This window comes from Planomicrobium sp. MB-3u-38 (assembly GCF_002836425.1).
In the GTDB taxonomy this organism is placed as follows: Bacteria; Bacillota; Bacilli; order Bacillales_A; family Planococcaceae; genus Planococcus; species Planococcus okeanokoites.
Map to the genome: position 1 here is coordinate 1 of NZ_PJBO01000070.1, position 18,590 is coordinate 18,590.

The window sequence follows — 18,590 nt, forward strand, 5'->3', positions numbered from 1 at the left end:
CGGGAGATCTTTTGCATCAGCTTCTTGGTAGAATTTAATTTCCTTCTCACCAACAACCAAGACATTTTCATGTACCTGAACATCATGCTTTAATCGCCCATATGTTGTATCAAATTCTAATAAATAAGCTAAGTTTTCAATATTAGCTAAATCATTCACAGCAACTAGCTCCAGTTCCGAATTCGTATCCAATAATCTTCTTAATGTTGTTCTTCCTACACGTCCAAACCCATTAATAGCTAATCTAGTGGTCATTTATTTTCCTCCTCTAATCTAGATTCAAACACCTTCTAGCTCGAATGAACAGGCAGCCCGGTTCTATTAAGCTATTACCAGTATTGTACAACCTTCATTTCATATCTTTCTATTCCTACTTAGAAAATCCCTTCATTCCATAAATTAATATCCAATGTTAGGTTGTCAGTTGCTTATTTTGCTACGGCAGCAATTGCCCTCCGGATGCCGTTGATATCCATGACTTCATCTGTTGCTTCCGGTGTGCACATCAGCTTCCCTTTCTTCTTTCCTTTTCTATGCCCTCTTTCAAGGTGAAAAGCAGCCGTTCAAATAAACAGCGGTGGTTAATAAGGATAGTCCCTCTACGTGCTTAAGGATTATTTCTAGTAAAAATAGCCAGAGAAAGCCGGTTTGACAGACGTAATGGGATTTCGATTCAACTAAACGTCCACTGCTTGACCCTGTAGTACGGTCCAGGGTTTATACTCTAGGTAAAGGAGGCGGAAGCGTATGAAAATCGGGGAAGTGGCCAAAGCCGCTGGCGTCAATATTGAAACCGTTCGCTATTACGAGAAGTTTGGGTTGATTCCGGAATCTCCACGTACAGATTCGGGATACCGGAATTTTCCTTCTGAAGTTGTCCAAGACGTCCAATTCATCAAGAGGACGCAAAGCCTGGGTTTTAGTCTGGAAGAAATAAAGAAACTGTTATCCGCATCTCGAAAACCAGAGTTTCAGACCGAAGACATGTATGAGTTCACGATGCACAAAGTACGGGAAATGGAAGCACGGATTGAAGAACTGAAGAACATGAAGAATCTGCTGGAAGAGTTGGCTGGAAAATGTCCTCGTTCCACGGGGACGAAAGCCGACTGTCCGATCATCCAGTCACTTAAAGGGACTGCCTTGCCAGTCCGATAAATTCGATAGCTTACCAATTGAAGGAGGAGATATGGATGAATACCCAACTGAAAACATTCACAGTAAAAGGAATGCATTGCGAAGGCTGCGAGAATCGGATCCAAAAGGTGCTGAATGAAATCCCGGGCGTCTCCAATGTCCAAGCAGACCATTCCGAAGGAAAGGTGGAGCTTCAAGCGACCGAAGAAGTTTCGGCAAAACACGTTCGCCAGAAAATCAAGTCGCTTGGTTTCAAGGTGCAGGGAGGCGACCAGTGATGAGCCAGCTTCAAATGAAAGTCGGTGGGATGCACTGCTCACTTTGCACCAACTCCATTCACCGGGCATTGACGCGGCTGGATGGCGTAATCGATGCGCAGGTGAGCATCGCGCATCAGGAGGTCCTTATTGAATACGATGCGGGGCGCGTACGTCCGGAAAAGATGATGCGCACGTTGAATGACTTGGGTTTTACCTCGCGTGAACCGGATCATGATACGTTTGCAGAAGAAGAGCAAGAACTGAAAAAGGCGAAACACATTGCCTGGATGGCGGGAGTTTTAATTGTGCTGGCTTCCATCCTCATGGCATTCACCCTTTGGCTGGGCCCTTCTCTCTGGCGGACGTACGGACAGGCAATTTTGGCGGTCCTCACCGCTGCAGGTCCTGCATCTTTCGTCTTGCGTAACGCTTGGCAGTCACTGCGTCGCGGCATCCTCAATCAGGATGTGCTGGCAGGTTCTGCCGCTATGGCGGGAATCGCCGGTGGGCTGATGGGTCTATACTATCCGGTTTTTCCAGCCGGTGCTTTTTTCGGTGCGACGACGTTTGTTCTCGCCTTTCATTGCATCGGGGGGTATGCTTCAATCCTGGTCCAACTCCGGTCTTCACAGTCCGTCCGCAAACTGATGGATCTGCGCCCGGAAACCGCCACGCGATTGAAGGAAGATGGTTTGGAAGAAGAAGTGGGCGTCGAGGCGCTGCGCGTAGGCGAACACGTCCGGGTCCGACCTGGCCAGCGCATTCCCATTGATGGGCAAGTAGTGCAAGGAGCATCGGCGGTCGATCAGCAACTCGTGACAGGAGAACCTCTGCCCGTAGATGTCCAAACGGGAAGCGAAGTGATTGGCGGGTCGTTGAATGTCAATGGGAGCCTGGTCGTCGAGGTGACCCGTGTCGGGGAAGATTCGTTTCTGCAAAAAGTGGTCCGCCAAGTGGCCGAGGCACGTGTCATGAAACCAGGCATTTTGCGGCTCGTCGACCGGATTCTGAACGTCTATGTTCCAGCGGTGTTTACCTTGGCAGCGATCAGCGGCTTGGTCTGGTCCTTGGGCAGCTGGTTACTTACCGGGCAGCCCGATTGGGTCCGGGCAGGGTTTTCGGTACTTGGCGTATTGGTCATGGGCTATCCCTGCGCGATTGGGATGGCGACGCCGCTTGCCATTATCCGGGCGAGTGTAGAAGCAGCGGAACGCGGCATCTTGATGCGGTCGGGGGAAGCGTTTCAGATTTTCCGCTTGGTGGATACGGTTGTACTGGATAAAACCGGCACGTTGACGGAAGGAAAACCGCAGTTGACCTCCGTTTGGGCGAAGGACGGCAACCGGGACTCTGTCCTTTCCCTCGCAGCTGCTGCGGAAAAGCTGTCGGAGCATCCACTGGCCAAGGCAATTGTGGCCGCTGCTTCCGATGCACAGGTTCCCTTGCCAGGAGTTGAATCATTTACCGCTTTAGCCGGGCGTGGAATCGAGGTCGAATGGAACAAGCAACCGGTTCTAATCGGTACCGAGCGCCTGTTCAAGGAACGGGGCATGAACGAAATGGAGCTTGTTGTCCCTTGGCTGGAACAGCGGCAAGAGAATGGGCAAACCGTGGTGCTAGTCGGGCTGAACGGGACATTGATCGGAGCCTTGGCGTTGGCCGACCGGATCAAGAGCGATGCGTCTGGCATTGTAGCGGGTCTCCACCGCCGCGGAAGCCGTGTGGTCATGGCAACCGGGGACCATCAGCGGGTGGCAGAGTCCGTGGCGGAACAGTTGGGCATTTCGGATGTCCAGGCCCAGTTGCTTCCGGAAGACAAACGCGCCTTCGTCCGGGAAATGCAGCTATCGGGGCGTAAAGTGGCGTTTGTCGGGGATGGCATCAACGATGCCCCGTCTCTCATGCAATCGGATGTGGGCATCGCCATTGGAACGGGCACAGATATCGCCATCGATGCGGCCGATGTCGTAATCCCAGGAGAGAAGCTCGTTTCCATCCTTCAATCGCAGGAACTGGCGGCTACCAGCTACAAGATGACCATCCGGAATGTGTTTCTGGCTCTGGCGTTTAACGGCATCGGCATCTTGGCGGCAGTCACCGGTCTTCTCCATCCTATTTGGGCCATGCTGGCGATGGCGCTCTCTCTCTCAACGGTACTGATCCATACCTTGTTCAGCCCCATTGTCAAAACCGGTGAGTTTCAGGAAGAAAGGATTAGCTAAAGTAGCTGTCGCCTAGGCACACTATTAACGGGAGTAAACCGAAGCAAAAAGAAGACCGGGTGCTGCCTAGCATCCGGTCTTCCCTTTCATTTTAGCTAGCATTCGTAAAAATAAACTCTTACAGACCAAAGAAGAAAGAAGATGTGCTTTGATCAGCCTCTTCACTCCTTGGTATTCAAGCAGCTTCCGATAACCCCATGATATGTAAACTTTGAATATAAGCTGTAGAGTTTTTACTCCATAGCAAAAACAATTTATTTTCGAACAAAATAAAGCATCCATAGAGTTCATCTCTTTAACGCTGTGTGAGGTTAGACCGTCTAAAGACCTCTTTGTGTTCATCAAGAAATCTTTTAAAACTCTTCCGGCTTAATCAATTCCATGTAACTTCGAATGTCCTCTTCGGACATTTCACCTGTAATGATTTTCTCGATTTCTCCATCCGGATTGACCAGGATCGTCGTCGGCAGTGGTCGAATGTTGTAAGCTTCCATCACACTTTTATCCTTGTCGATGACAATCGGGAATGTTAGATTTTTTCGTTTGGCATATTGTTCCACTTCATAATCTGACTGGGCGATGTTGACGGCCAGTATCTGTACACCTTGGTCCTTGTATACTTGATATTGCTTTTCCATCAGCGGAAACTCTTTCTCGCACGGTTTGCACCAAGTTCCCCAAAAGTTTACGAACACCCCTTGTCCTTTGTAATCAGACAGCTGATGCCGTTCCCCGTTCAAATCTGTCAGCGCAAAATCGGGTGCCGTATCTCCAACCTGCAGCAATTCACTTTTTTCCTTCGTTACACCATTATAAATGGTAAAGGCAATAGCTCCTATCATAACAAGCAAAATGGCTGTCCTCATCAATAGTCGGTTCTTCTTTTTAGTGGCCATCTTATCTAAGCTCCTTAATTTTCATGGATTAAAATAAGGTCTCATTCAGAGACCTTATTCGAGAGTGATCTTATTCAGCTTCTTTTGCATTCACGGTAGTTTTCATAAAACTTGCACAGGTATTCATCATTTCCTTTGCTTCAGCTGAATTCATTGCACTCATCATATTTGACATATTGCCATTCTCCATCATGTTCGTCATTCCATTTTCATTGGCATTCATCATGTTATTGGTTCTATCGCTATCAAATCCACTGGCAAATCCGGTTGTCCCTACTACTAGCAGGGTGGACAAAGCAAATGACAAAATAAAAGGCGTTTTTTTAAGTTTCATTTCTTCCTCTCCTTTGTTATTACTGGACAATCAGAGTATAGACACTAAATTTGTTGAATTTGTGAAGACACTAAAGTATTACTGTTTATTTTGTAAAAACGCTTTTCTTTCTTCAAATCCCTGTTCATCTATTTCTCCGTGCGCAAATCTTTCCCGGAGAATTTCCATTGAAGAATCTTCCCGCTTTTCAACTGCTGAAGAATTTTCTTTTTTTGCGGCCTGCTTCATGGTAAATAAAACGATTCCATAGATGATTAAACCCACAACAATAACCCAAAAAACCATACCGAGAATCATACCTCCACCCATCATCGACATCAATTTTATGACCTCCCTTCATTATGAAATGTATTCTCGATCTACTTTTCCAAAAATTTCTCTTTCAGTTTAATCCTGCGTGTTAAATTTATACCCGACACCCCACACTGTTTTGATGGGGTTATAAGACAATCCGCCTTTCCGAAGCTTTTCCCGTACATTTTTTACATGGGTATCAATTGTTCGCAGGTCGCGAAAATCTTCCGGCTCCCAAATGGTATCCAATAAAATGTCCCGGGTGAAAACTCTTTTGGGCTGGCTTGCGGCCATATAAAGAATGTCGAACTCTTTCGGTGTCAACTCGACGGAAGCGTCCTTCACCTTTACTTCCCTGCTTTCGCTATCGATAAGCAAATCCTCAAAAGTTAACAGAACGCCTTGAGCCCCTTCTGTTTTAACCTTTTCACGGCGAAGCAGCGCATTGATACGGGCAACCAGTTCTTCTGGGGCGAACGGTTTAACCAGATAATCATCGGCTCCAAGATTTAAGCCGCGGACCCGGTCCTGCACATCGTTCCGGGCGGTTAACATCAGAATCGGCATTTGCTTTGTCTGACGCACAGCTGAACAAACCTCCCATCCATCAATATCCGGCAGCATAATATCCAATATCAGTAAGTCGTAAGAGTTTTGCCTGGCCATCTGTATGGCTTCATGGCCCCCTCTGGCCTCATCCACCTCGAAGTGCTCTTTGGACAAATAAATCTTCACAAGATTTCTCATATTAAATTCATCATCGACTATTAAAATTTTGTTTTTCATTTTAAGCCCTCACTTTTTGACTGCTTATTCTAACTTTATCTTTAATATTTGTAGTTACTGTGAAGTTTTTCGATGCCGATTCTTTTCATTTCAATGAAGGGAGCCAAAACTATGTGGCTCAATTACTCATAACCCGGTGAAGCCATTAAAGAAATTGTTAGAGAGGAATGAAATCATCTTTGTCATCCAGTCAAAATAGAGGAATATCCCCATGGTAATCATCGTAACTCCGCCCATCTTCACAATGAGTCCGCTATATGTCTTTACCCACTTCATCCTTCCGATAAAAAAAGACATAAAGAAAAAAGGAATTGAGAAACCGAGGATATAGGCAATCATATAGACCAACGCCTGGTTCGGATTTGAAACTCCCAACGCAATAACACCTGCCAATATCGGACCGGTACACGGAGTCCACCCTGCGGCAAAGGCAATACCAATAACACTTGAGCCAAAGTAGCCGCTTGGCCGGTCTTTAAACGTCATTCTTTTTTCCTGCATCAGGAATTGGGGTTTGAAAACTCCCAGTATGACCAGCCCCAGCAAGACGATTAAGATGGCTCCCATCTGTCGAATCAGATCACCATAATAACTGAACAAGTTTCCGAATAATGAAGTTGAGAAACCAAGAGCAATAAAGATAAGGGAGAACCCAAGCAGAAAGAACGTGGTATGCAGCAATGCCCGTTTTCTCAGTATCCCTTTGCCGTTCTGTAATTCATCAACAGACATTCCAGTTATATATGACAAAAACGCAGGATACAGAGGCAGGCAGCAGGGGGATACAAAAGATAACACCCCAGCCGCAAAAGCTAATAGTAAATTTACATCACCCATTCTCGTCCCACCTTTCTCAGTTAGTTTTCCGAATTTTTTTGTGTTCATTTAAAACCGCTATTCATTAAACCTCATTTCTCCCGGTATAACGACTCGAAAAGCAAATTCCACTTCTTCACCTTGCGACGTTTCTGCCTTCACAGTCATATCCATTGTTCCAGCTCCATGAAGCAGATTGCCGGTGAGTTTAAACACACCTTCTTCAACTTTGAATGCTTTGTAGTTCACCTGGTAATTTGGCGGCATGGATAACGTTACTTGCACGTCTTCAACTTTTTCGCCCTCAAACTCCATCGTTAAAACATTTAACCCTAACTTCAAAGGGGAGAAATTGACATCCAACTCGATGTCTTCTTTTTCTACTGTTGAAGGATAGACGCCTTGTTCAGCTGATCCCGGGGTTGAAACCACCAACACAGACGCAAACAGCAAAAGCAACGCCGCATAGATTATCTCGACCCGTACACGGTTAACCACTTTACACAAAGCTTTTTCTGTTACTTGTTTGATTAATCTCCTTTGGAATAATCCAATCAGCAAAACAGCCAAGGTTAGCACCATTTTCAAAACGATTGCTTTCCCCCACTCACTTTTCCAGAAGCTCTCAAATGTATAAGAAGGGACATATTTCATTGTCATATATAACCCGGTTACAATAATGACCGCTAAACTGATGAATGCCCAATTCGAAAAAGCCGGCAGCGTGCTCCGTAAAAATTTCTTCATCTCTTCTTTCTTGGGAAAGGTTAGCATTGCCAGTAAACCACCTATCCAAATGGAAGCCGCCAGTAAATGCAGTGCATTCATAAATATTGAAAAGTAGCCGCCATATCGAGGATATGCCGCATGACCGGTAATAAATGGAATCAGCAACAGCGCAACTGCAAAGAACAACAGTCTAGCTTTTGTTAAGAAGACACCCAGCACCAGTAAACCAATCTGTACTAATGGAATCCAGACAAACTTCAGCGAAAGAAACTGAGTGAATGACAGGCTTTCCAATTCGCTTTTTTGAGCCAGAAAAACGAGAACCACGCCAGTGAATACAAAAAACAGCAGGAAAAAAGAAAGTGAATTCCGTTTCAGCGAAGCGGGTTCTTTATGTATGACCTTATGAAAAAACGCTAAGCCAAATAAAGTCATAATGCCGATGAAAAACAACCAGTATCCCGTTTGCTTTAATCCCATATTGGCGAACCAGGCAGATCCGACTGGCTCCCCTTCGTTCGGCTGCTGGATCGCAGTAAATTCATCGACAGCAAAATAAAATACATCTATGGTATCTGGCAGGCTTAAATCTTCCGATGCTTCGGGCCGGGCATACCAGGTGACTTGATAGGACCCTTTCGGCAGCTCTTCGTTGAACTCAATAATTACATGATTCGGATCTTCAGGGTCCCTAACAGGTTCTTTGATACTGATGGATTGTTGCCTATCATCAAAAACCCCAATAGCGGTTATGTCAGCGGGCTGGTTGAACCAAAGATCCATTTGCCGGGGAGAACCATCTGTAATTTCTCCGTCTTCGGGATAATTTTGAATAATTTCAAAATCCGTCTGTTGCTGTGTCTTTTCTTTTTCAATTACTTGGAAATTTAGGTTCTCTTCCAATACATCGCCATCCAAAGCAATGACACTTATCTTGGCCGCATAATTGCCCGGCGGTAATTCATCATTCAAATTACTGATAATATGCGTCTTATCATCAGGATCGACTCGTGTATCCTCTAATTCAATTCTAGTCCCAGATTGACTCTTTAACTGAATAGATTCAGCGTGCAGAACAACAGGGTCCTGAAACCAAAAATCGAGCGTTGACGGACTTTCAGTTAGCCTTTCCCCTTCCGATGGACTGGTTTCTTCCATAGTAGAATGAGCAAGAACCTGGATTGCCGGAGAAGCAACGTGCATCAAGAGAAAAGTGACAAATAAAATAATAAATTTATGGACAAACCACACAACAAACACCTCCTTACCTCTTTGAACTTACTGAGTATTAGACGTTTTATCATTTTCAGATTCCGGCATTATCTGTTTCATATAGTCAGCTATTTGGGATTCCGTTAAACCGGCAGAGATCCGGTCCACCACTGTTCCATTTTCGTCTATCAGAAAACTGACAGGAATTGCCGCCACATCATATAAATTCATCGTTTCTTGGTTCAGATCAAGCAAGACAGGAAAAGTCAATCCGTATTTCACTGCAAAATCTTCGACTACTGGTTGGGGCTCTGCCACATCTACCGCCAAAATTGTTACGCCTTTTTCTTTGAACCGTTCATACTGATTTTGCATGAATGGCATTTCCTTTTTGCACGGGGGACAATAAGTTGCCCAAAAATTTAAAAATACTCCCTGTCCCCTATAATCGCTTAACTTTACAGTTTCTCCATCAAGATTAATAAGTTGAAAGTCGGGAGCTTCGTCTCCGACGGAAAGGGCTTCTCCACTCTTTTTGATGTCTGAAAGATTGGTGAAAAGCACGTAGATTATAACGGCGGCAACCCCGACTAAGAGACTTGTTTTTAAAATCGATCGTTTTTTATCGCCCAAATCCTGACACTCCTAAGGTTTGAAGTTAATACACTGGAACAATTCCAGAAAAAAATGGCAACCTGATTGCGGTTACCATTTCCTGCAGCTTTTGATCAACCTTGAAATTTACTAACTTCACAGTAGCTAAGAAAAACTACTGTTTTGTACCTGCTTCTAAGTTAATGCCTGTCCCTTTTTCAGCTATCTGGCTCCAGTTCCCGCCAGAATCTTTGGTCATGTACATATCTTTTTCAACCGTTGTAAATGTAATTTGGTTTTCGTCCTGCGGATTGACCGCGATATAGCCGATTGTGTTTTCTTCATTCAATTCAGGGATTGAAATGAGTTGCGGCTCATTTGTTTCGCTATCGAATATTGTTAAAGTCACTTCCCCAGAAACACTTCCTGCAACCAAGTCACCTGCTGGAGAGAAAGTGACTGCTATAGTGGGAGAGTCTGATACTGATTCAAAGGTCTCTCCAAAATCGTTTGACAGAAAGACTCCTTCGCTTGTGCCCAGAGCGACAATTGCGTCGTTTGTTGGGTGTGCGGCTATTGAAAATATCGGGCCCTGCAAGTCCGTCATCTCACTTTTCGTCCAAGTTTCTGCATCGTCTGTGGAATAATATAAACCTATGTCATCCATTCTTGAATTCGCCTGTGGATTGATCACATATATGGCATGTGAATTATAGCCGACCGCCATTCCATGAAAATCCACTTCCTGATACAAATCCAACATTTCCAAGTTTTGCCCCATATCAGTTGTTTTAACCACACCAAATGGATTTTTCAATGAGGAGCCTGGTCCTGGATGACCACTGCTGTAAAATCCATCATCAACCATGACAAAGCCCATGTAATCATGCGGCTCAGCTGCCGCTTCACTCCAGACGCCATTTTCGAACACTTTCAATCCATCATGGGAAGGGACATATAATCCGGCTCCTGAGAACCCAAGCCCGTGTACGTGCATCATTTCAATATCGCTTACTTCCGGTGTGTTTTCTTCGGCAGTTGTCGTCCCTGCTTCGCCTTCTTCACCAGTTTCTTCTTCGTTTGTTTCCTCATTCTCTGACTGGTCTTCAGCCACTTCTTCAATGGCTGCATTATCCATAGCTTTTTCTTCCCCCGAGCACGCGGCGATACTTCCCGCCGATAGCGCTATCAGAAGCGCGAATGTCAACTTCTTCATTTTGTTACCTCCTCTTTTTTGTATACCGCCAATAAATTATTCCTGTCAGGATCAGCGGAATGCCCATCCATAAACATACTTGGACAAATGTTGTTAAGAAAACCGTCAATCCGGTTTCCAGCATCAATGTTCCAGACATCGTTAAGCAGAGTATTCCAATAACAACTAACAAAACGGCTAAAAAAACCTCAATCCTTCTCATGGAGATTCCCTCCTTATGATTGGGAAAGCAAGTTCAAAACATGTGCCCTTTCCAATCTGGCTTTCCACTGTAATGGCTCCTCCTTGCAGTTCGACAAGCTGTTTGACAATCGCCAATCCAAGTCCTGTTCCGCCGAACTCCCTCGATCTTGATTTTTCTACCCGATAAAAACGTTCAAACAAAAATGGAATATCTTCTTGGGGAATGCCAATACCCGTGTCTTCAACAATTACTCTCACCTTAGTGGAGTCACTGGATAGTTTCACTTTTATGAAACCACTTTCTGTATAGCGGATGGCATTTTCAAGTAAATTGCTGATGATTTGTTCCATTCTTAATCCATCAGCATTTATACTTGGAAAGTCATATGGTTGGTTAAACTCCAATTGAAGCCCTTTCGCTTGTGCGTTCATTTTCGTCTTGAGAAGCGTATTTTCTATCACTTCCACCAAATCCACTTCTTCGAAGACCAACGCTATCTTTCCATCTTCCATTTTTGATAGCTCAAATAAATCCGAGACTAGATTCGACATCCTTCCAGCTTCCAGTTGGATGATCTGCAGATACTGTTCTTTTTCTTCTTCAGTTTCATAAAGGTGATTCCTTAATGCGCTTGTATAACCTTCCAAATACGTAATTGGCGTTTGCAACTCATGCGATATATTGGCTAAAAATTCCCGTCGATTGGAACGATACCGATGAAGTTCGATCGCCAGATCATTTATAGCTGCGGCCAGCGTACCGATTTCATCCATTGAACTGCGCGAGACTCTTGTATTCAAATCGCCTGTAGCTATTTTCCGAGTCGCTTTCTCCATTTCTAGAAGAGGACTGGATAATTTGCGCGATAAAATGAAGGTAAAACCGACCGCCAAGAAAACGGCCCCTATTCCCGCTAGGATTATCGCTCTTTTAACTAACTCCAGCGACTGATATAAGTCTTCAACAGAAGCTAAAACGAAAATCCCACCGATAAGCTGCTCATCCTCAGAGTAAATAGGCTTTCCCACTTGAAGATAACGACTGTTGTTAATGTCATCATAATATTCACGACGAATATCAGCATTCTTCGTCATCACAGCAAGGTCTTCAGCACGAATACCTTCTCCTACCGGCACACTTGGAATACCTGAATTCGCAACGACTATTCCTTGTTCATCAACAATAATTATTTCTTGTTCTGTTACTGAGGCAAGCAACTCGAACAATTCAAATTGCTGTTCATCCAGTGAGTCGATTGAATTTGCATAGCGGTCCGATGCCTCTTCTACTTCTTCTTGGATCTTGCTGAAATAAAAGCCGGAGAAAATTTGATTCACTACAAAACCAAGCGGCAATAAAATTACCAACACGAGCAGTAATATGCTCGAACTTAATTTAACTACAATACTGTTCCATTTCATTGTTCTTCATCCAAACGCTGAAATATGCGAACCTTCTCTGCTTCGGTTGCTTCATCAACGCCATTATGCGCCAAGCCGCTTTCTGCCGGATTCAAAAACAACACTAGTAGAACACTAAACAATATCCCAGTTACTTTCACTGTCTTTCTCACTTCTTTCTACTTGTCCTCATAATGTGCTGGTTTTTTAAGTACGACACGTCTATAAATAAGTAATCCGAGCGCTAGTATAATCGCCATCACGGAAACCAGCTGCGCTGCCCGGAGTTCGCCGACTACATACAGGCTGTCTGTCCGCATGGCTTCAATGAAAAATCGACCAAAGGAATACCAAATAATATAGAAAAAGAACAGCTCCCCGCGAACTAAATTGACTTTTCGAAGCAGCAACAAAATAACAATGCCCGCCAAGCTCCACAGCGATTCATACAAAAACGTCGGGTGATAATAAGCGCCGTCTATGTACATCTGGTTAATAATCCACTCGGGAATAAACAAACTCTCCAGAAACGCACGTGACACTTCTCCGCCATGCGCCTCCTGATTGATAAAATTACCCCAGCGGCCAATTGCCTGACCGATTAAAATGCTCGGCGCCAAAATATCCGCCACTTTGAGAAATGACGTGTTCCGTTTTTTGGTAAAGACATAAGCGACGATGACAGAAGCGATCAATGCCCCGTGAATGGCGATTCCGCCATTCCAAATGGCTATGATGCCTGCCGGGTTGTCTTGGTACTGCTCCCACTCGAATGCCACATAATAAATCCGCGCTCCAACGATTGCAAGCGGCACTGCCCAAATCAACAGATCCGTCAAAAAATCGGAATGAAACCCTCTTTTGACCATCTCCCGCTGCCCGACCAAAAAAGCAATGATAATCCCTGTTGCTATAATGACACCGTACCAGCGAACATCGATTGGTCCCAATGAAAACGCAATGGGGTCTATTGACGCTAAAATCTGATGCATATACTACCCCTTTCTATTCCATTAATTCAAAACTCTTGCTTCTTCTATCCGGTTTACTTTTACTCTTGAGATTTTTAAAAAACTATAATATTCAAATACTCCAGTAAGTTATAGTGTCCAGTACACCTAACATAATTAAAATTACTCCGGAACCTTTTTGCATGTACCATCCGAGTTTTCTGCCCTTTTTCATCACAGCTCCACCAGCTCCGAAATACCAAATCAGAAAAATGGCAATGAACAACGGCACGGAAGTCCCGATGGCGAACAAGCTAGGCAACACCACCCCGTAGGAAGTGGAAAGAACAACAGGCATTAATGTCACAAAGAACAGTACAAACATCGTCGGACAAAACCCTAACGAAAAGCTGACACCGAGTAAAAAGGATCCCATTTTACCCTTTTTAAAAAACTTCTTTGGCACTTCCAGGAATGTCAAAGTCCCTTTCACCTTAAAAATCCCCAGCATAAAAATACCAACAACGATAAATAATGGCCCCACCACTTTTCTGAACCAGGGGAAGTACATTGTGAGTCGGGACTCAAATTCATTCCCTAGCATCCATACCAGCAGTCCCAGTCCGGTAAACACAGTAATCTTTCCTAATGCAAAAAAGATAACTTCAGCCCAGGCTGTTTCTTTTTGAAGCGACTTATTCCCATACAGGGTAATGGCACCAATGTTTCCCGTGAACTGACAAGGAGCCATGGCTCCTACGATCCCGAGCAAAAAAGCAAAAAGAAGAGGGGTACTCATAAAACTATTTGAAAGAGTGATAAAAGGCTGCATCATGGTATTGCTCATCTGACTAATAAATTCATACAACGGAACTCACCAACTTAATCGCATTTTGACTTCTTCATATTAAGGGAAAAGTTTGTAGAAAGTATGAAGTTAAAACCTTACTTCTAACTTCAGGCGAGTTTCTGATACAGGCTACCCCATTGAAGCTAAGGCATGTATGGAAAATATTTTAAAAAAGGTAAAACATCAATACAAAAGACCTTTTGTCAGTTATATGTACTGATAAAAGGTCTTTTGTGGTTTATAAAGAATAAATCTTTTGCTTGAAGTCAATTCTATTTTAGCAGATGAGAACGGAAGTTAAATGGCGATGCCATAACTGATCTTCACATATCTTTCGCAAAAACTTTAGGCTGGACGTTTTAAAAAGAAACGTTCCCCTGCAAAAATTACGATGATAAACACAACCGATACGGCGACAACGAATAAGTCAGAGTTCACTTTTACCCAAACAAATGCCGCAAGTACAATGCCATCCAAGGTGAATGCGGTCAAGACGACGAAAGGGTTCGCCCCTACTTTCCCCCGCAAATGCTTGAATACACCCCAATGGATAATCATGTCCATAAACAGGTACAGAATTGCGCCCATCGAGGCGATTCGGCTCAGGTCAAAAAAGATAGTGAGAACCATAGCCAATACAATCGTATAGACTAACGTATGCTTTTGAATGCTGCCGGGCATTCCGAAATGCTTGTGAGGAATGAGTCTCATGTCCGTCAACATGGCCAGCATCCTTGATACAGCAAATACACTGGCGATGATTCCTGAAATCGTTGCAATAATTGCAATTGCTACGGTAAACCAAAGTCCGTAATCTCCAAAAGCAGGCCTTGCAGCTTCTGCAAGTGCATAGTCCTTTGCTTCAATAATTTGATTTAACGGTAAATTGCTTGAAACTGCCCATGCTATCAGCAGATACACAAGTAAACTGATTGAAATAGAAATCATAATGGCTCTGCCGACATTTTTCTTCGGTTTGGTTATTTCGGATCCGCTATTAGTAATGGTAGTAAATCCTTTAAAAGCCAAGACCGTCAATGCGACGGCTGCAATATAACTGGCCATGCTCGGATTCATCGAATTTCCGCCGCCTTCTGCAGGAGCAAAAGAAAATCCTGCAACCCATAAGCCGCCAATTGCAAAAATAGACAAACCAACAATTTTCAATAGCGATGCGATAGAGGTGAATGACTGGATAAAACTGTTTCCAGAAATGTTCACTAAAAAAGCAAAAGTCAGTAGCCCTACCCCTAACAATGGAACGAGATAACTCGTCTGGCTGACATCGAACAACTGTAGTGTATACGTTCCGAACGTTCTCGCTACCAAACTTTGGTTAATCACCATCGAAACCGCCATCAAAAGTGCAGCGGAAGCTGTAATCGTTCCTTTTCCGTAAGCTTTGACCAAGAACATGCCAATACCGCCTGCCGAAGGATATTCATTGCTCATTTTGATATAGGAATAGGCACTGAATGCAGTGACAATCCCTCCGGCAATAAAAATAAACGGAAACCATGTTCCTGCAAGTTCCGCCACTTGTCCGAGTAAAGCAAAAATACCGGCACTAATCATGACACCGGTGCCCAAACCTACAGCTCCAGTCAAGGATATACTGTTCTTTTTGTAGTTTGACATTCCTGGTTCCTCCGTTCTACTTGAAGCGCCCCCATGCGTCTGTATTCCCTCTTTTAATTTGATTATTCGCTACATTTTGGTCATTGTAACGAACGATTATATAGAAAGTGTAAAGCTGATAAATAAATTAATAAACTTCTACATTAAATGATTAAAAAGAAAAGGCTATCCCACAAGCCAGCAACAATTACCGACCTGAAAAGATAGCCCTTCTTCTTCACTTGACGTCATACCCCTGTTCCTCGACTGCTTCTTTCATACTGTCGGCTGTAACTTCCGAATTGTTGTAAGTTACGTCTGCAATCCCTTTTGCCACGTCTACTTCAACCTCCTGGACACCCTGCAGGTTCCTCAATGCCCCATCCACTGCTTTTTTACAATGGTCACAGGTCATACCTTCAATCTTTAGCGTTGTCTGCTCCACTTCGCATTCACCTCCCTTCAAAACAGGTGCGAAGTCCTTTCATTTACGTATGACGGGGCTTCCACCGCTTCAAAAATAACGTGTTTGTGACAACGGATACCGAACTGAACGCCATGGCGGCACCCGCCAAAATCGGATTTAACAATCCAAAGGCTGCAACAGGAATCAAAAGGATGTTATACCCAAACGCCCAGGCGAGATTCTGTTTAATCTTTCGCATGGTCGCCTGTGACAGCTGGATGGTCTCAACAATAGCAAGCAAGTCACCGCTCATGAGCGTAATATCCGCTGCTTCGATCGCGACATCTGTTCCAGTTCCAATGGCAATGCCCACGTCAGCCGTCGCAAGTGCTGGAGCGTCATTGATACCATCACCTACCATCGCTACTTTCTTGCCTTCCTGTTTTAACTTCTCCACTTGTTCCGCTTTGCCTTCAGGCAGCACTTCTGCCAGTATCCGATCGACACTGACTTCTGCAGCGATGGCTTGGGCGGTCCGCTCATTGTCACCAGTCATCATAATCACTTCAATACCCATCGCTTTCAATTCACGGATTGCCTGCCGTGATGTTTTCTTCACCGTATCCGCCACTGCGACATACCCGAGAAGACTTCCTTCTTGTGACGCCATCATAACCGTTTTTCCTTTTTCCTCCAACGCTTCAATCTCAGTTTTGTAGGATTCAAGAAGTATATTTTCACGTTCCATCAGTTTCTTGTTGCCCACTGCCAACCTTTTGCCGTCAATGCTTGCATAAATGCCATGCCCTGGTACCGCCTCAAAATTCGTCGCATCATTAAGCTGAATTTTCTTTTCTTTTGCTTTCTGGATGATGGACTGGCCAAGTGGGTGTTCAGAGCCGGCTTCTGCACTGGCAACCAACCGGAGCAGTTCATCTTTGTCTGTTCCAAATGCCATCACATCTGTCACTTCTGGTTCCCCTTTTGTTATAGTTCCGGTTTTATCGAGTACGATGGCATCCACATTTCGAATTAACTGCAAATACTCTGCGCCCTTAATCAGAACGCCATTTTCGGCTCCTTTTCCAGTACCCACCATAATTGCCGTCGGAGTAGCGAGCCCCAACGCACAAGGGCAAGCGATTACCAGTACTGCAACTGCACTGACTAGAGCCGCTGAGAAACCGGCAAAATAGAAGGTAATTAAAAACGTCAGTGCGGCGATAACGATAACAATTGGCACGAAAATGCCGGAAATCTTATCAGCCAGATCCTGGATTGGCGCTTTCGAACCTTGGGCTTCTTCCACCATCCGGATGATTTGGGACAGTGCCGTATCCTTGCCTACTTTTGTTGCTTTCATTTTGACGGATCCATGCTTGTTGATAGTCGCCCCAATCAGCATATCGCCCTGCTCTTTATCAACAGGCAGACTCTCACCGGTCAGCATGGATTCATCCACGGAAGTCTGGCCTTCGACGATTTCTCCGTCCACCGGTATTTTTTCCCCTGATTTAATCAGCAAAAGGTCACCAGTCTGAACATCTTCTACCGGAATATCCACTGTCTCGCCATTCCGGATTACATGAGCTGTTTTCGCTTGCAGCCCCATAAGTTTTTTCAAGGCTTCTGATGTTTGCCCTTTTGCCCGGGCTTCCAGCACTTTTCCGAGAATGATCAACGTAATGATGATGACGGAAGCTTCAAAATAGAATCCTCCTTCTGCGCCAATCAGCAGTAAAACCGTGCTATATAAATAAGCTGCCAATGTCCCTAAAGCCACCAAAACATCCATGTTGGCACTTCCGCCTCGTAAGGAGTTATATGCCCCTCGAATAAAACGCCAACCGATCGTGAACTGCACGATAGTAGCCAAAAGGAACTGAAGCCAGCCCGGCATCATCAGCGCATGATTTCCAGTGAATTCGCCAATCATGGCAACAAGGAATGGAATCGAAATGACCGCTCCAATAATAAAGGCGTTTCGCTGCTTTTTATACTGCTGTTCCTTAACGGCCTTTTCCGCTTCTGCATTTTCCTTCACTGCTGGCTTTGCATCATATCCGGTTTTCTTCACTCTGCCGATGAGCGTATCCACATCCGTTTTTCCATTGATGTACTTAACGGTCGCTTTTTCGCTGGCCAGATTGACATTCGCTTGAATGACGCCATCCGTTTTGCTAAGAACTTTTTCAATTCGAGTGGCGCAGGCAGCACACGTCATCCCACTGAGCGAGAGTTCGATACGCTCTTCAGTGACGCCGTAGCCGGTTTTTTCGACCCGGCTGATCAGTTCGTGGACACTGGTTTTGGATTCATCAAATACTATTGTGGCCTTTTCATTAGCGGGATTGACGGCTGCACTCTTAACGCCATTTACTCTGGAAAGACTTTTTTCCACACGGTTAGAACAGGCCGCACAAGTCATCCCAGTTATACCAAGCGTGATTCGTCGCTGATTATCTATTTTAGATTCTGCCATTTTAAAAACCTCCTTTTAACACGTTCCTGTATTCTATACTTCAATTGTAGATATCTATGTTTTCTTCTACAATAGATTCACCTTTCAATGAATTTTTGTCTGGTGGTCTATTCTTTGAAATAGCATTAACCAAAAATCGCCCTTGTTTATCGACAGGAATTCTATTGTTCCTGCCACCAGTTAAGTGGCTAGATCGAATAAAAAG

General features: G+C 44.4%; 20 protein-coding genes. 3 read left to right on the top strand and 17 right to left on the bottom strand.

All coding sequences use genetic code 11. The features are described 5' to 3' along the window. Positions 1-255 (bottom strand): glyceraldehyde 3-phosphate dehydrogenase NAD-binding domain-containing protein (locus CXF70_RS14090; protein WP_304528593.1); only part of this gene is annotated, 255 nt, incomplete at its 3' end. Positions 256-747: 492 nt separating this feature from the next. On the opposite strand from CXF70_RS14090, the gene CXF70_RS14095 reads away from it, so the two are divergent. Genes CXF70_RS14095 through CXF70_RS14105 form a run of 3 tightly spaced genes read left to right on the top strand, consistent with a single transcriptional unit; the run spans position 748 to position 3,619 of the window. After that, positions 748-1,158 (top strand): MerR family transcriptional regulator, encoded by a 411-nt coding sequence (locus CXF70_RS14095; RefSeq protein WP_101803213.1) that lies wholly within the window; start codon positions 748-750, stop codon positions 1,156-1,158. A gap of 35 nt (positions 1,159-1,193) precedes the next feature. Beyond that, on the top strand, positions 1,194-1,415 hold the full coding sequence (locus CXF70_RS14100) for a heavy-metal-associated domain-containing protein (RefSeq protein ID WP_101803214.1): 222 nt from the start codon (positions 1,194-1,196) through the stop codon (positions 1,413-1,415). After that, positions 1,415-3,619 carry a heavy metal translocating P-type ATPase gene (locus CXF70_RS14105; RefSeq protein ID WP_101803215.1) on the top strand — a complete coding sequence of 735 codons (2,205 nt, stop codon included), beginning with the start codon at positions 1,415-1,417 and terminating at the stop codon, positions 3,617-3,619. Before CXF70_RS14100 ends, CXF70_RS14105 begins: the two co-directional genes overlap by 1 nt. A gap of 353 nt (positions 3,620-3,972) precedes the next feature. On the opposite strand, the gene resA (CXF70_RS14115) is transcribed toward CXF70_RS14105, so the two are convergent. From resA (CXF70_RS14115) to CXF70_RS14185, 16 genes are all read right to left on the bottom strand, one after another. Next, on the bottom strand, positions 3,973-4,515 hold the full coding sequence (gene resA / locus CXF70_RS14115) for a thiol-disulfide oxidoreductase ResA (protein WP_101803217.1): 543 nt from the start codon (positions 4,513-4,515) through the stop codon (positions 3,973-3,975). 70 nt (positions 4,516-4,585) lie between these two features. Then, positions 4,586-4,849, bottom strand: a complete 264-nt coding sequence (locus CXF70_RS14120; protein WP_101803218.1) for a hypothetical protein — start codon at positions 4,847-4,849, stop codon at positions 4,586-4,588. Positions 4,850-4,927: 78 nt separating this feature from the next. Continuing rightward, positions 4,928-5,170 (bottom strand): SHOCT domain-containing protein, encoded by a 243-nt coding sequence (locus CXF70_RS14125; RefSeq protein WP_145990739.1) that lies wholly within the window; start codon positions 5,168-5,170, stop codon positions 4,928-4,930. 66 nt (positions 5,171-5,236) lie between these two features. Next, positions 5,237-5,929 (bottom strand): response regulator transcription factor, encoded by a 693-nt coding sequence (locus CXF70_RS14130; RefSeq protein ID WP_101803220.1) that lies wholly within the window; start codon positions 5,927-5,929, stop codon positions 5,237-5,239. A gap of 126 nt (positions 5,930-6,055) precedes the next feature. After that, on the bottom strand, positions 6,056-6,766 hold the full coding sequence (locus CXF70_RS14135; protein WP_101803221.1) for a cytochrome c biogenesis CcdA family protein: 711 nt from the start codon (positions 6,764-6,766) through the stop codon (positions 6,056-6,058). 57 nt (positions 6,767-6,823) lie between these two features. Then, positions 6,824-8,725 carry a copper resistance protein CopC gene (locus CXF70_RS14140; protein ID WP_101803222.1) on the bottom strand — a complete coding sequence of 634 codons (1,902 nt, stop codon included), beginning with the start codon at positions 8,723-8,725 and terminating at the stop codon, positions 6,824-6,826. Positions 8,726-8,752: 27 nt separating this feature from the next. Beyond that, entirely contained in the window at positions 8,753-9,319 is a 567-nt protein-coding gene (gene resA, locus CXF70_RS14145; RefSeq protein ID WP_101803223.1) for a thiol-disulfide oxidoreductase ResA, read from the bottom strand. Between the two features lie 136 nt (positions 9,320-9,455). Continuing rightward, positions 9,456-10,496, bottom strand: coding sequence for a F510_1955 family glycosylhydrolase (locus CXF70_RS14150; protein ID WP_101803224.1), 1,041 nt, complete (start codon positions 10,494-10,496; stop codon positions 9,456-9,458). Between the two features lie 4 nt (positions 10,497-10,500). Beyond that, positions 10,501-10,698, bottom strand: coding sequence for a hypothetical protein (locus CXF70_RS14155; RefSeq protein WP_101803225.1), 198 nt, complete (start codon positions 10,696-10,698; stop codon positions 10,501-10,503). Further along, on the bottom strand, positions 10,695-12,101 hold the full coding sequence (locus CXF70_RS14160) for a sensor histidine kinase (RefSeq protein WP_101803226.1): 1,407 nt from the start codon (positions 12,099-12,101) through the stop codon (positions 10,695-10,697). Before CXF70_RS14160 ends, CXF70_RS14155 begins: the two co-directional genes overlap by 4 nt. Next, positions 12,098-12,253: a hypothetical protein gene (locus CXF70_RS18255; RefSeq protein WP_158241204.1), complete on the bottom strand. Its 156-nt coding sequence runs from the start codon at positions 12,251-12,253 to the stop codon at positions 12,098-12,100. Before CXF70_RS18255 ends, CXF70_RS14160 begins: the two co-directional genes overlap by 4 nt. 6 nt (positions 12,254-12,259) lie before the next feature. Beyond that, positions 12,260-13,072, bottom strand: coding sequence for a prolipoprotein diacylglyceryl transferase (lgt, locus tag CXF70_RS14165; RefSeq protein WP_101803227.1), 813 nt, complete (start codon positions 13,070-13,072; stop codon positions 12,260-12,262). Between the two features lie 91 nt (positions 13,073-13,163). Continuing rightward, the gene (locus CXF70_RS14170) at positions 13,164-13,898 is read right to left on the bottom strand and encodes an urease accessory protein UreH domain-containing protein (protein ID WP_101803228.1); all 735 of its coding nucleotides are present in this window, start codon (positions 13,896-13,898) and stop codon (positions 13,164-13,166) included. A gap of 327 nt (positions 13,899-14,225) precedes the next feature. Beyond that, on the bottom strand, positions 14,226-15,518 hold the full coding sequence (locus CXF70_RS14175) for an APC family permease (RefSeq protein WP_101803229.1): 1,293 nt from the start codon (positions 15,516-15,518) through the stop codon (positions 14,226-14,228). A gap of 217 nt (positions 15,519-15,735) precedes the next feature. After that, positions 15,736-15,942, bottom strand: coding sequence for a copper chaperone CopZ (gene copZ, locus CXF70_RS14180; RefSeq protein ID WP_101803230.1), 207 nt, complete (start codon positions 15,940-15,942; stop codon positions 15,736-15,738). A gap of 43 nt (positions 15,943-15,985) precedes the next feature. Next, entirely contained in the window at positions 15,986-18,385 is a 2,400-nt protein-coding gene (locus CXF70_RS14185) for a heavy metal translocating P-type ATPase (protein WP_101803231.1), read from the bottom strand. Positions 18,386-18,590 lie beyond the last annotated feature (205 nt).

Bases quoted from the DNA above. Each gene is read 5' to 3' on its own strand.
- CXF70_RS14160 (WP_101803226.1), bottom strand. From the start codon at position 12,101: ATGAAATGGAACAGTATTGTAGTTAAATTAAGTTCGAGCATATTACTG.
- CXF70_RS14105 (WP_101803215.1), top strand. From the start codon at position 1,415: ATGAGCCAGCTTCAAATGAAAGTCGGTGGGATGCACTGCTCACTTTGC.
- CXF70_RS14100 (WP_101803214.1), top strand. From the start codon at position 1,194: ATGAATACCCAACTGAAAACATTCACAGTAAAAGGAATGCATTGCGAA.
- resA (WP_101803217.1), bottom strand. From the start codon at position 4,515: ATGGCCACTAAAAAGAAGAACCGACTATTGATGAGGACAGCCATTTTG.
- CXF70_RS14155 (WP_101803225.1), bottom strand. From the start codon at position 10,698: ATGAGAAGGATTGAGGTTTTTTTAGCCGTTTTGTTAGTTGTTATTGGA.
- CXF70_RS14130 (WP_101803220.1), bottom strand. From the start codon at position 5,929: ATGAAAAACAAAATTTTAATAGTCGATGATGAATTTAATATGAGAAAT.
- CXF70_RS14120 (WP_101803218.1), bottom strand. From the start codon at position 4,849: ATGAAACTTAAAAAAACGCCTTTTATTTTGTCATTTGCTTTGTCCACC.
- CXF70_RS14150 (WP_101803224.1), bottom strand. From the start codon at position 10,496: ATGAAGAAGTTGACATTCGCGCTTCTGATAGCGCTATCGGCGGGAAGT.
- CXF70_RS14185 (WP_101803231.1), bottom strand. From the start codon at position 18,385: ATGGCAGAATCTAAAATAGATAATCAGCGACGAATCACGCTTGGTATA.
- CXF70_RS14095 (WP_101803213.1), top strand. From the start codon at position 748: ATGAAAATCGGGGAAGTGGCCAAAGCCGCTGGCGTCAATATTGAAACC.
- lgt (WP_101803227.1), bottom strand. From the start codon at position 13,072: ATGCATCAGATTTTAGCGTCAATAGACCCCATTGCGTTTTCATTGGGA.
- CXF70_RS14175 (WP_101803229.1), bottom strand. From the start codon at position 15,518: ATGTCAAACTACAAAAAGAACAGTATATCCTTGACTGGAGCTGTAGGT.
- CXF70_RS14135 (WP_101803221.1), bottom strand. From the start codon at position 6,766: ATGGGTGATGTAAATTTACTATTAGCTTTTGCGGCTGGGGTGTTATCT.